Source organism: Stenotrophomonas sp. C-A (assembly GCF_054030835.1).
This window is the reverse complement of the sequence record NZ_CM132916.1, coordinates 2,391,100-2,404,198: the sequence shown is the minus strand read 5'-3', so window position 1 is coordinate 2,404,198 and position 13,099 is coordinate 2,391,100. Positions and strand designations below refer to the sequence as shown.

At 58.3% G+C, this 13,099-nt stretch carries 9 protein-coding genes and 1 tRNA gene; 4 read left to right on the top strand and 6 right to left on the bottom strand.

The features are described 5' to 3' along the window. Positions 1-788 precede the first annotated feature (788 nt). Positions 789-1,016 (bottom strand): hypothetical protein, encoded by a 228-nt coding sequence (locus ACW5IY_RS11340; RefSeq protein ID WP_152906233.1) that lies wholly within the window; start codon positions 1,014-1,016, stop codon positions 789-791. A 650-nt stretch (positions 1,017-1,666) separates the two neighbouring features. Between ACW5IY_RS11340 and ACW5IY_RS11335 the strand changes: the two genes are divergently transcribed. Both ACW5IY_RS11335 and ACW5IY_RS11330 read left to right on the top strand, forming a co-directional pair. Beyond that, complete coding sequence (locus ACW5IY_RS11335) at positions 1,667-2,143, top strand: UTRA domain-containing protein (RefSeq protein WP_100049925.1); 477 nt, start codon at positions 1,667-1,669, stop codon at positions 2,141-2,143. Positions 2,144-2,360: 217 nt separating this feature from the next. Then, positions 2,361-2,975, top strand: coding sequence for a hypothetical protein (locus ACW5IY_RS11330; protein ID WP_049433709.1), 615 nt, complete (start codon positions 2,361-2,363; stop codon positions 2,973-2,975). A gap of 615 nt (positions 2,976-3,590) precedes the next feature. Here ACW5IY_RS11330 and ACW5IY_RS11325 read toward each other — a convergent pair. Then, on the bottom strand, positions 3,591-4,697 hold the full coding sequence (locus tag ACW5IY_RS11325) for a DUF4238 domain-containing protein (RefSeq protein WP_457326772.1): 1,107 nt from the start codon (positions 4,695-4,697) through the stop codon (positions 3,591-3,593). Between the two features lie 508 nt (positions 4,698-5,205). Between ACW5IY_RS11325 and ACW5IY_RS11320 the strand changes: the two genes are divergently transcribed. Next, positions 5,206-9,174, top strand: coding sequence for a hypothetical protein (locus tag ACW5IY_RS11320; protein WP_152906234.1), 3,969 nt, complete (start codon positions 5,206-5,208; stop codon positions 9,172-9,174). A 189-nt stretch (positions 9,175-9,363) separates the two neighbouring features. Here ACW5IY_RS11320 and ACW5IY_RS11315 read toward each other — a convergent pair whose 3' ends face one another. Further along, complete coding sequence (locus ACW5IY_RS11315; RefSeq protein WP_049436424.1) at positions 9,364-10,443, bottom strand: site-specific integrase; 1,080 nt, start codon at positions 10,441-10,443, stop codon at positions 9,364-9,366. A 103-nt stretch (positions 10,444-10,546) separates the two neighbouring features. On the opposite strand from ACW5IY_RS11315, the gene ACW5IY_RS11310 reads away from it, so the two are divergent. Further along, positions 10,547-11,452, top strand: a complete 906-nt coding sequence (locus tag ACW5IY_RS11310) for a DNA-binding protein (RefSeq protein WP_457326771.1) — start codon at positions 10,547-10,549, stop codon at positions 11,450-11,452. A 228-nt stretch (positions 11,453-11,680) separates the two neighbouring features. On the opposite strand, the gene ACW5IY_RS11305 is transcribed toward ACW5IY_RS11310, so the two are convergent. The 3 genes from ACW5IY_RS11305 to nudI all read right to left on the bottom strand — a co-directional run bounded on the left by ACW5IY_RS11305 (position 11,681) and on the right by nudI (position 12,956). Beyond that, a complete protein-coding gene (locus ACW5IY_RS11305; protein WP_049436422.1) occupies positions 11,681-12,139 on the bottom strand; it encodes a hypothetical protein in 459 nt (152 codons plus the stop codon). Positions 12,140-12,179: 40 nt separating this feature from the next. Beyond that, positions 12,180-12,282: transfer RNA gene (locus tag ACW5IY_RS11300), tRNA-Ile, on the bottom strand. A 425-nt stretch (positions 12,283-12,707) separates the two neighbouring features. Further along, positions 12,708-12,956 (bottom strand): nucleoside triphosphatase NudI, encoded by a 249-nt coding sequence (gene nudI, locus ACW5IY_RS11295; RefSeq protein WP_100049927.1) that lies wholly within the window; start codon positions 12,954-12,956, stop codon positions 12,708-12,710. Positions 12,957-13,099 lie beyond the last annotated feature (143 nt).

The window sequence follows — 13,099 nt, the reverse complement described above, 5'->3', positions numbered from 1 at the left end:
CAGCCGCATTTCTGCTCGTCGCGGCATGGGAAGACCGCGCGACGCATACAGCACATAGACAACATGACCGTCCGGGCCATGCTCCCTGCGCACGCTGCAGGTATTCGTCTCTGCAGCATCTGACCAAACCGCCTTCAGCTTCTCTGGCCCGATGGACTGCCCATTTCGCAGACGAAAGCTAAGCCAACGTACGCTTACTGGGTCGTACTTTTCTAGGTCAGCCATTGGGCACCTTCAATACGGCGATGGAGATCGTCCAACACCACCGGATCTATCCGGGGATGCTCGTCAACAGAGGACATGGGCAGATCAATGCGAGTTGATCGCCTAGCCAGGGCCGGAGAAGCACGTGACAAGTCGATCCACCACCCTTCAGGCAGGCGTAACCCTCTCCCATTTCTATCGTAGATGCTGATGAAGAAAGGCATGTGGAGGACCCAAACCCGGTAGCAGGCTCAGGCATGCCCGCTCGGGGCGACGCGACTGGCACACAGGAAAACCTGGGCCTCGTCCTGCTGAACCTTCAGAAACGAATCAAGCCAACGGACAGCGGCGCCGCGATTCTCGATGACTCTTCCCAGCTCTTCAGTAAGGCAGCGTGCGCATTCCATTCCACCGGGGCTGGGGGAATGACAAGAACGACAAAGCCCCATGGTGGTCGTAGTCGCGGGGCGACACTGATACATGATCTTGGCCATCAAACTTACCGCTTTCTCATGCAATTTCATGATCTCTGATTCCTGCTGAGCCCGAAGAAAGCCGCGCCAAGCGCGGCTCCTCGTTATGCCCTAGCGGCGAGAGTTTTGCTGCTCACCATGCTTTTCCTTGGCACTTCCCTTTTTGCTGCCCTCCTGGCTGCCTTGCTGCTGCTTCTGCGGATCCTTCTCGCCCTTTCCGTCGGGACCGCCACCGAGCTCCTCGCCATTCACTTGGCCCTGTTGCCCCTGCTGCCCAGCGCGCTTTGCATCGCTGCTGTCGTTGCTTCGGGCATCCTGACCCTGGTTGACATTGTTCATTCGTTACTCCACTGCAGCTAAGTGCTGCCCACTCACAATCCTCTCTGCGCCGTTAGGAGGGCGTACTGCAGCGTCCCATTTATGAACAAGGGCTCAAACAGCAGAGTGACTAAGCGAGTAGAGTCGGAGCCCCGAAAGGAGAACTGCCATGGAAAGCCCCAGAAACAAAGACTACGTCGACATAGACAGAGAACTTGCTCACTGGGAATTGGCTTTCAATGCCGGGGCTCTTCCTGCGCTGAACTTTCGTCACGAGGTTGCGCCCGTAATTCGACTGGCCTGCGACATATACACCAGAAATCCACATGGCACCCAGGTTGCCTGGCTACACGACCTTCAGGAGCGTTTGGCAAAGCGGCCTAGCCTGCGAGGAAATCCCGGCGCTGAAGAGATCGCGGAAGGCTGCTGGAAGCTCATTTCCGTTTCCCCTTTGTAGGATAACGAATGCGCCAGCAACCTCGAGCAGGCGCGAGGGACTATCGAACATAGTCGCACTTTGCTACACACGCCAGAAATGTTCACGAGAGAGTCGTTGGCACAGCTCGGCTTGATGCGTCCTTCATCGGATTGACGATAGGATAGCAACTGTTGGCTCTTCTCCGGCGCGACATTCTTCGCGCCCCTGTCCAGCCCTGATATGGCTGGACCCCATGACCACCCCCACTTCGTTTCGGATCCTGAGGATCCATGCTTTGCTTCGCGCCAATGGAAGTTTTGAAGGTGTAGAGGCAATGACTTGTAGATGCCAGGCATGCGGCAAAGAGTCCAAGCTATCTCGAACCTCCGGGCTTGAGGAGCTTCCGAACGTCGTTCAGCTTACCTGCCCGACATGCCACCAATGCGCTGATGTGCCAACGCCGTGGATCTGGGCAGAATGGGCCGAGCAATTGCGGCGTGTGTTTGGGGTGCGGGTTACCGAAGTGCGCCAGGACGTTTCGGCCTCTGTTCTGGATCCTGACAGTGCCCGACTGCTGCAGGCAGCCCCTGGTAACGCGGCACTACAGGTCATTCGCTTCTACTGTAGTGAAGCGCGCCCCGTCCAGGTTGCGGTAAGCCTCTATCCCAGCGGGAGGCTTCGGCAGAGCATCCGCTTCAAGATTCCACCGGAGGATGGCAACGGGGGATAGCGCCTGCAGGTAGGCGCCGAACGCCAGCGCCGTGTGCCATCAACGATGGAATTGATAGCACTTCTTCAGATCACACCGGGCCTAGAACAGTTGGAACCAGCGCAAGCGCGGCCTCGCAAGCATCGAGGCGATCAAGGATTTCTGTGATCTCGGGTGTCATGGCAGTCTGGACAGGAAGGGGAGGGCGATAGTCTGCAATCGTCTAGACGAGTCCGCCATGAGCATCCTCAACGTTCTGCTCACTTCTGACCACCTGGTCGTCGCAGCGGATACCCTGGCAGAGGATGCTCTCACAGGGGCACATTCTGCAGGGGCAAAGCTGCTGCTGATCCCTCAGCACAACCTGGTGTTTGCTACGCGAGGTTCTACGCAGTTCTTCCTTCGCATCTATGAGCTGGCGCTGCAGGCGAGCTTCCGCGCAGATTTCACAATGGAACAGTTATCTGCCGAGCTGGGATTGGTGGTGGACCAGCTGTGGCCGAACTGCGAGAAAGCGGCAGCCGAGGCAGGACTGCCGACCGAGCACCTCGGGACCGAGTTGGTGCTTGGCGGCTGGTCGCCGAAGAACGGCCGGATGATGGCCACGGCATATGCCAAGAGCGGCAACCAGCTCCCTTGCGTGGTCCAGCCGATTGGAGGCCAGCTGGCGTCGCCAGGCGAACCGCTCAAGCCCGTGACGCCTAGCATGGCCCAGACGGATCTTCTGGCCCATGCGCGTCTGCAGGCGAGCTACCTCAATAAGCAAATGGGCCGAAAGGTGGCAGGAGGACGGCTGCTGGTTGGGTTCCTCCAGAAGGAGCAGGCCGTGCTCAAGGATCTAGGAGAAATCTAGCTCGTGAAGCCAATTGCGCCAGAGGCTGAATTCTATGTTCAACCCCTGGCCCCAAGGCCCAAGAACCGCAATAGGCCAAGGTCATCCGTGGATTAGGAAGATTTATCGCGGGTATGGATGGGCACCGCGCTCGCAACCGACGTTGTGCTCGGCTTTGCTAGATCGACGATGTCTGCTGTACTCGGTTTCGAGTTCAATCTTAAACTCGAGGGCTTACCCGACTCTGATGCGGGGGGGGGGGGGGGCGGGGGCGTGGCAACGGCCCTTCGCGCAGACAGAAGAAGGAGGGCAAGAGAGGGCCAATCGAGGACCTGGTGCCCTACTGGATCTGCGAGGCGTCCTGAGATTCGGCGGTAGATCGGGTGCTCCAGCTTCCTTTGAGCCAGAACCGCCTGCGCTTGGTTTTTGGCCAGCCATGTCGGCGGGACCTGCTGGGGCACTTGCAGGTACGCAATGACGCCGGCGAAGACGTCCAGATCAATTGCGGGTTGCGTTACTTCCCGACTAGAAGGATCTAACCGGACTAAGGCCAAGGACCGCCCTTGGCCGATTTGTTGGGAGGCCACATGGTAGGAATCGCGAAGCACCCGAATACATCCCACGCGAAGTGCATGCTCACAGTTTGATGTTATCGAGCCGAATCTTCCGGAATGGCTGCGACGATGTCTCGCGCGAGTGAGCATGAGCGCGGCGCACGTATCCGACGGCAGTTCCGTTCGAATATGTCGCGGCGCCAGCGCGCCATCCAATGAATTCCGGCCAACCACTCGGCCGCGGGAACAATGTCTCTGAGTGGATCAGTGCATCAGGGTGCGCTCGAGCCTCTTCGGCGGTTGTGACACGATATCGCCTCAACATTCCATTGTTCGAATCCAGGACCGCGTGATTGAGGCGGTGCCTAGATGGAACGCGCCTGGCTATACACTCATCGAACTCACGAGCGATCGCGGTTGCGTCCTCAATTTCTCGGAAGTAAACATTTGCCATCCCGGTGAGCAGCTGCTGCTGATTGAGCATCCGCACGTCATTCTCATCCCTGACGTCAACCCAACGACTGGACACAGGAAGCGAGTAGACATCGCCGTCGTATGCCAAGAAGAAATGCCTGGGAGTGAGAGGAAGCAGGCAGATTGCCCCAGATTTTGCCAGGCCTGGCGAACCCAGTCTTTCATGTCCAGGGCGCAGGTACCAACGATTCGTATGAATCGCCGGATCGTCACTAGTGAAGAAGTCGACAGCTGAACGATTGCGCAGCAAACACACTTTGAGGTCCTCCACGACAGAGACCATTTCTGGCACTGTCGACATCGCCACCTGCACGGCGTCCGCGATAGACGCACGGAACTCTTCGGGTGCCCCAGTCGTGTCGACCACCTCATTAGACAGAGCAGCGAAAGCGCGCGAAGCCGCATCTGTCCGCAGGTGCTGCAGCACCCAGAACGAGCGAAGGATCTCAGAGTCGTCGCTGGTCAAGGTGTAGCCGGGACTAGAGATGCGCGACACAGCTGCAGAATAAAGCCCCTCAATCACCTGCATACTCTTTTCGTAGTGAAGGTCCTTTCCATAGAAGTAGTCCGCCGAACATTGATTCTTCGCCGGCGCATTAGGGACCGCACGGCCCCGTGCGAAGTTAAACAGGTTTATCGCCAAGCCTTCACCATTCAGAGTGAATGGCCTCAGGTGGCATCGCGGCACATAATGCTGATTCTTGAGTGCAGGCATAGAGCGTGATTGTGCCGTTGTCCGGTTTTCGGAAGCAAGCGTTCCCGACAAAGTGCGTTGCTAGCGAGCGGCATTCACGTAGACGGCTGCCGCCGAGGGAGGGGAGGGGGCGGGAGGGAACAATAGGTGACAGGGTGCGGCAGTTAGACTTACCGCAAATTCCGAATTTGTCGGAACTTATCACGGTCTGCGCAATCGACCCCGGCATGCGGAGCGCCCTAAAGCGCGGGGCATCAGGAATGATACCGAGAGGGGGGCAGCGGCCCGCCACCGAAAATGACCAACCTTCCACATCTGCCTATAGCAACCCGGCTGTTCCGAGTCGGGACGGCATGGTATACCTCAACTGTAGCCTTGGGGAGACAAGCCCCGGCTTAACCTTGCATCCCCAAATCATTACGTAGCTCACATGTCGCCCACTTTCAACGACCTGCCAGAAGCCCTTCCGGGTCCGGACGAGCTGAAGGGCGACCCTGCACGCCAAGCCGTAGCCTCTATCCGAGGTATCGTGTACCAGATTTGGTGGACGATCGATGCCTGGTTACGTTTGAGCTCATCAGATGAAGTCATCTTCCTGGAAGGTGCAGAGGATCTTGACCGCATAGCATCAAGCGGAGCCATCGCCGAACAAGTCAAGCATGAGGCGCAGAGGCTCTCGCTTAACAACCAGCGGTCCCACGAGGCGCTTGAGAACTACTGGACGCTCAGCCAGCGCGAATCGACCCGGCGCGTTGACTTTCACTACATCACGACTGCCTCCGCCGCGCTTGAACAAGATGCACAATTTGGTGGTATCACGGGCCTCGAGGCGTGGCGAATTGCTCAAACCGATCCCGAAATGGCGACAAGGATTCAATCCTATCTCGCAGCAAAACTCGCAGCTAACAGCGCGCTGAGAGCTTTCCTTACATCGGCGACAGCGGAGCAAGTCAAAGAACGCCTCATCAGTCGCGTTCATTGGTTTCTAGACCAGCCCGGTCTCGAACAGGTGAAGCAGAGCGTCGACGACAGACTTGTCGTCCGTTTGAACTCAGCTAAAGCCCCGCTATCGTACGTCGGGGCAGTCCGGGACCGCCTTCATTCCTTCGCCTGCGATGTGCTGGTCCGACAGGAGTCCGCCAAGCGCCGTTTGTGTCTTGCGGACCTCCTCAGAGAGATTGACGCCGCCACAACGGAGCACATCCCGGTCCCCGCACATCAGTACCAGCAGTTTCAATCAGCACTCCAGACAGGCGCCTTCGACCCTGGCTCTGCGCTTCTTAGAATTATGCGACTGCCCGTACCCCGGGCACCATCACCGCTCCTGAACCGAGCATCTCTCATTGAGCACGTTAGACTGCGAATTGCGCAGCGGAAGACCGTGTTGCTAACTGGCACTATCCATAAAGGAAAGACGACCATTGCTCAACTGGTGGCAAGTTCATTGTGTCCAGATGCATGGTGGTTCACCCTTGCCTCACGCAGCGGAGTTGACACCGACAATATCTTGAAAGCAATTGCAGCATGCGTTAGCGATGAATCAACTCCTTCGCTTATCGTAGTCGACAACATTGACCTTTCCCCGAATACACATGGGGCATACAAGGAAACATTGGCGCTGCTGGTAAATCGCGCTTTGCGCTCGGGGCGTGGCTTACTTCTGACTGCTCGCGGCGAGTCTGCCGAAGCAGCGCAGCTCTCGGACTTTGCGAACATCGAAGCCATCGATGTTCCTGAGATGTCGGTCGAAGACGTCCAAGAGCACTGCCTTAGTAATGGCTGTCCTAAGCACATGTGTGAGGCGTGGGCGGCCTTCATTCGCGGAGCCGCTGGAGGCCATCCCAAGCTGGTTCAGGTGAGAATCGCCGAACTTGAGGCCAAACAGTGGCCACCGCCCACACCAAGTGACATCACGACGATCTCGCCAGCTATAACTAACGCAAGACAGGTCGCACGGCGGATGTTGAGCGAGACCGTCTCGCCCGAGACGGCGGCATTTGTGTACACGGCTGCGGAGGCCACACTGCCCCTGACCCGGCCGATGCTGCTCAGCCTGACCCAGGCTGTGGGCGGCATCGTAAATGGCGGCGACATCATTGATGCATTGCAAGGCAAGTGGCTAGAGCAGGCTCTCGTAGGAAGGCTGAGTGTGACTCCCCTCCTAAAGGGCTCTGCTGGAGAGGTGTGGTCACTGGGACGCAGGCGGCTTGCCCACAGCCAGATCTACGATGCAATCGCAGGCGTCAGGAGTCTGGATGTATCCGACGCAGGGGCGCTCCTGTTCCACGCCTACATCGCGCAAGACGCGGGCCGCCTCATGCACTGCGCACGCATTCTGGAAACCATCGACGAGGACACCATATCGGCCGCTGTCTTTCAGCATCTTGTTTGGCTACCGTACGTGTCGTTATCTGAAGGCCAGCGCTTCCTTGAATCCCAGCCGTTCGTCAGTGTCGTACTACGTCAGCTTCAATTTTCAGTGGCTACCCAGCTCGATTCGGAGATGCTACCGACCATCCTGACCCGCTGGACCGAAGAGGTTGATCAAATCCCTGAGCAAGAACCGCGTGCGGCGCTCCAGGTCATGCGCTGCTCCAAGTTGTTCACCAATAGGAATCCACGGATTCAGCTAAGACCGAAGTTGACTGCGATTGGGATCCTCAGCAGGTTGAAGGGAGAGGCTGCAATTCTTGCCGAAGAATTCGCTCGTCAGTTCATGGCCCAATCCGATGAGCTGTTGCATGGCTTGCCACCTAGCGCGACGAGCACACAGTTCTTTCTCTCGCTCCAAGCGTCTTCTGTGCGAGATCTGGAGAGCTTGACGCAAGTTGTCGACTGGCTTGAGTTAGATGCCGACGTCGATGATCGGCGAGCCTTCGAGGCTATTCTCACTTGGCCTTTAGTAAACTCTTGCGGAGCCTTCGTCCACGGCGCCTGGGCCTCACAGAGCGCTAGTGGAACAGAATGGGAGCCTATGATTGCACTTCTGTCCCGAGCAGGGGCGATCGCACGCCGCTTAGACCTCACCCAGTTCGGTAGTGAGGTAGCGAAGGCCCTTTCCATCATCCATGGCGAGTACCTTCATGATCATTCGGCGGCAATTCAGATCTTGGAGCACGCGGCGTCAGCGCATGGGGAAACTCCCACAATTCGTGAGCAGAGAGTGAATGCTCTCTTCCAAGCGAACGATGAAGTCGGTGCTCTTGCTGCTTGGAATTCGCTTGTTTCCGACCCAGTGGCTGCGAGTGGCTTAGATGCTTTTGCGTTCCGACGAGCAGGAATCTGCGCTTGCCGCCTTGGGGAATGGTCGCAGGCTGAGCATTATTTTATCGCTGGCTCAACTGTTCGGCCCGAGTACCGTCTTAGCATCACGAAATTTGGGCTCCTAGTTGACGCCAGTCACGTTATGGCTGTAGCTGGCGCGCCTCAGCGCGCCGCAAAAATGCTCACTGATATGCTATCTGACTTGCCAGCGACGGCTCAGGACGATGGAGAGGAGGGCTGGGATGCCATATTTCAGCTCATCAATGGCGTTTGCAATCTAACTGATGCCATCGCAAGACAGAAAGACATCTCAACACTGAGGCTACCCTTCGGAAAGGCCTCTGAGCCTGGCCTAAGCTTTGGCCAGCCGCGCCCTGGCCAGGCGATACGGACTCAACTTAGCGTTGTAAAAGCAGGGCTGTTGGCTTCCCAGCTCGGGGACATATCTCCAAAGTTCCGGACCCAACTAGAAGCCTTGCGAACCTCGAACTTCCCATTGGTGAGGTTCTCCGTTGCAGAGGCACTTCTTGCGTTTGAGTTCAATGCTGGAACGAGCAAAGAGTTCGTATGCGTGCTCGCTGATTTCGAACGAGAGTTCAACCTCATCACTTCACTTGTCGATTACCCTCAAGAACTGCCGAGCAATGCTGGCAACATGTCTACGAATGCGTCTAGATTAAGCCCTGAGGGATTGTTTGCAGTTTTTGCCGCAGCTGCAATCTGCTGCGATAGCCCCGCGCGGACCATTGGCGCGTGGCAGGTCGATGCAGCTCGCACTTGGGGACCAAATAGTGCGATCGTCTCGACGCTTGCCGACATTTCATGCGGTTTTGCGCTGTCGGGCCAAGCGGCCCGGGCCGCTGCCAGCCGCCAAGTAGAACGCTCCTCAGTTGGCAGAACGTTCGGAGCGGCACTTGCGCTCATGCAGAACTCCTCTCTCACCCCTGAAGACGCGTTCCACATTCACCTTCTCGCATCTTCGGCGACGGTCTGCTTCTCCGAAGGTTTATTGCTTCAGAAGACGTTCGGCAGACCTTTGGCACGTAGACTCTCTCCGACCTGGAAGCACTTGGCTTCAACTTCGTCCCGATTCAGTTCTCCCCAGCACCTTCCCGCGCTGCACGAAACAGTTGCCGCGGTCGACCGTGGTGAGGCCTCTATAGGCGAACTCCTGAACGCTGCAGCGCGTACTATTGACGCAGTTGTCGGTGAAGTGGGGACTAGGCTGGAGTAGACTCCGATGCGCCTGTCGCCATCTTTGTAGCGAACGGCTGCAACAGGCTGCGTCATCGGCAAGATTGCACAGATTCCAACCATTGGCGGCAGCGATTTCGGATAGAGCGCTTGGAAATCGGCCGCCAATGGCAACCCGCTTTTCAAGAATTTATCGCTGATCTATGGGGATCACTGAGGTAGGCGAAACTCACTTAAGAAGTCGTGCTGCTGGATTGTGTTCGGCAGCGCCCGCCTGAAAGTACCCAATCACGCTCGCCACGGAGCGATGCTCTGTCATCGCCATCACTGCTGGCAGCGGCACGCCTTGCCTACCGGCCTCGGTCACAAATCCTGATCGCAAGCTATGGGCCCCAAAATCCCCCTCCAGCCCCGCCAGACGGGCTCGGCGCTTGACGATTGCGGCCACCGAGCCCGGAAGTAGGGCGGGGCCGACTCGATCCTTCCAGATCCGTCGGAAGATTGCCCCCTCATGGATATCTGCCGCCTCCAGCCAGATCGCCAAAGCGTCAGCACTGCGACCGAGGATGGGCTTGTCCGGCGTCGAATCCGTCGTCACCCCTGCCTGCTGCGTCTTTGAGTACTCCAGCCGGTAAATGTAGCCATCATCGCCAACCTTGCGCAGGTCACGCATGTCAGCAGCCGCGATCTCGCTGCGCCGGCGGCCGCCGCTGGCGAAGCCAAAGCAGAGCAGGGCACGGTCGCGCAGGCCCTCTAGGCTGTCATCGCAGGTGGCCAGCATGGCTTCCAGTTCGGCCCGGGTGATCGCGGTCTTTTTGGTCGGCCGCTCACCACGCTTGACCGCGGCGCGGCGGGCGCGGCTGAGCAGGGTGCGTACGCTGGGCAGCTCGCACGGGTTGGCCAGGCGCTTGAGCTTGTGGGCGGTGGACAGCACCGCCATGCGCTGGACCACGGTCGACAGCTTCAGCGGCCCGATCTTGGCCTTGAGTCCAGCGGCGACCAAGGCCTGATCCAGTGTCGGCGGCAGCTCGCTGACCAGCTCGGCCTTGCTTCTACGCTGAATGTGGTCAACCAGGAACTGGATCACCACGGCCTCGCTGACCGGAAGCGCCAGTTCGAACCCGTAGCGCCCCTGGTGCCATCCGGCCCAGTAGCGCAGGGCGGTGGCATAGCTGCGGGTGGTATTCGCCGCGGCTGCCTCAGCGAGCAGTTGGCGCACTGCATCGCCGGCTTGCTGGGCCAGTTGCTCCGGCAGGGCCAACTGAGTCGTCGTTGCCGGCAAGATCGCAGTAATGGGATTTCGCTCCATAATATGTAATGTACAATATGAAATGAGGCATCTACTAGCGATAATCATCACTTATCGTGAGTAAGATATCAGCAGAGCAGGGCGCCAGTACAGGAGAGCTCACATGGCCCGCGGCATCACCGAATCTGACGTCCATGCCGCCGCCGACGAGCTGGTGGCCAAGGGCGAACGCCCAACCGTCGAGCGGATCAGGGCTCACCTAGGGACAGGCTCGCCGAACACTGTGACCCGCTGGCTGGAAACCTGGTGGAAACGACTCGGCACGCGCCTGCAGCGAGGGCGCGCAGACCTTGAAGACGCACCAGCTGTGCTGGCGGAGCTGGCCGGGCAGTGGTGGGAGCTGGCGTTGAACCACGCCAAGGACGTGGCCCTTCGAGAGCTTGCATCCGCCCAGCAGTCTCTGGCTGCTCAGCGTGATGAGCTGGATGTCAGCTCTAGGCTTGCGGCTGAGGAGCTGACGCAAATGCGTTCAGAGCGTGACGTGGCGATCACCGGAAAGAGAATTGCAGCGACCCAAGCTGCAGAGCTACAGCACCTGGTTGATCAGCTCCGTCTGCAGATCTCAGAACTTGCAGAGCAGCGGACCCTAGAGCTTCGAAGAACCGATCGAACCGAGGCAGCGAGACAGCAGCTCGATGCCCGGCTTCACGAAACTCTTGAGACGGCGAAATCTGAGCGGGAGGACTGGACCGAGTACGTCAGATTTGTCGAGAATCGGGCGCTCAGCGATGTTGATCGCGCACGCCAGGAGGTGAAGGAACTCCAGGCGCAGCTAAGCAAGGAATCCGAACAACACAGGGCCCTTGAAAAGCAGCTGCGTCAGGATATCCAGGCCGCCCAATCAGCGGCCGCCACAGCCAGTCAGTCTGCCGATATCCTGCGCGGCAGATGTGACGCGCTCGAGGGGCAACTTTCAGCGCTTCAAAACTTGCCGGCACAGCTTGAAGTGGCACTAAAGCGGTCCAAAAGGGTTCCTTCGCCTACGACTCGGAAGCGCTCAAAGCAATAGGGCGCACGCTACGACCCCAAAGGCTTACAGAGGCACCAGCTCTAAGGATTCCACGTCAATGCAGGGCGTTTTTTCAGTAGATCGAGCGAATCCAGTGCATCTTGTGCGAGGGTTCTCAGATCTACGGGCAGATTTCCCCGGAAAAGCGGGCAAGTCTCTTCGGCTACAAGGGTGACTTTTCCGCGGTAATCAGGAGTCACTCACGCTCAGGCACCGAATAGATAGCGGCTATTCTTCCTCATTGAATTCGATGAGCGCCGCACGCAAGACCGCGGCAGGATCGGTCCTGAGAACCTCCTCAGGGGTCGCGCCGTCCAGTAAAGCGTTGCAACTCATAAACCACTCCACCTCACCCCAGCCGGTCGTGCGACCCTGATCGTCCGGCGTAAACGGTCCTTTTGCTCGCATGACCGTCAGGATGTCATGCAACTGGCTGACGGGCTGACCGTCCTCCCCAAACTGCCATGCGGGGTAGCGGTAGTGGGATGACGGCGGATCCATGTATACAGCGAGAAGTCGCCACTGTTGGCGGAGCTTCGTTGCCACTGTCGGCAGCGAGCTCTCATAGGCTGGATCGACGATCCTAGATACTTCCTGGGCCGTCAGCCAATGCTCCGCCAACCTCGCACGTTTTTGGGCGGCGGCGACCAAGATTGGGGGGAGGCTGTCGAAACGGGAAATCACCATCTTGCACCTGCACTCTAGGACAAGAAGTCCTGCTCAGTGGTGGTGCCCCTGGTCGGAATCGAACCGACGTGTACGCGCTTATCTGGCACGTGCTCTCACCGGAGTATAAGGCCGGCGCTCTGACCAACATGAGCAACAGGGGCGTGATCGATCGAAGCGATCACGCGGGTATTCGAGGGTCGAGCGATGCTAAGCAGGTCATAGGGCAAGCATACCGGCATCGACACCAGGCTGCCATGTACAGAGACGCGAACCCCGGTTTGCCACAGAGCGAAGGCGATGGATCGCCGGGAGCCACGGTCCAGCGACAGAAGCCTCCGTTGCTTCCGAACTAGTAACACCTTTACATGGCGCTAGGTAACAGATTTACCTGCTTCGTCACCAAGCCAGAGCCGGAGCCATTGCCAAGCGGATCCCACGAGCCGGATCAGGACAGATACTGCATTTCGCATAATGTATATTATGTTCATGGCATCCCAAAGGACGCTGGCGTACCGCTCGCCTCAACCAGCGGCCTCGCTATGCCAAGAAGCCAGCCTCCTCAGCGTGCCCCTCGCTGCCTGGCAGGCTACGGCTTCCTCCATCGTCCAATCAGGGTCTTGTGCATGACCCAGGCAATCCAGCCGCTCCGCAACGCGGGCCCCAGCTCTTCACGGATTTCCCGGCGCAGGCCATCCTCGATGCGTTCGTCGGGCTCCAGCCCGCCACCGGACAGCGCCCATTGGCCTGGAAATGCACCACGATCCAACGGCATACGGCACAGCAGATAGGCGCCCTGGTTCTGGATCAGCGGGCATACGATGACGCGTTGTCTCACAGTGTCTTCCTTGGATGTTGAGCAGGTCCCGGAAGGATTGTATGAAACCCAACCCCATCCCGATGGATTGCAATTGATTTAGCGTGGCACATCACAACGAACCTGCGCAGCGCACCGGCTTCACACGTTGCCGCCGCTCACTT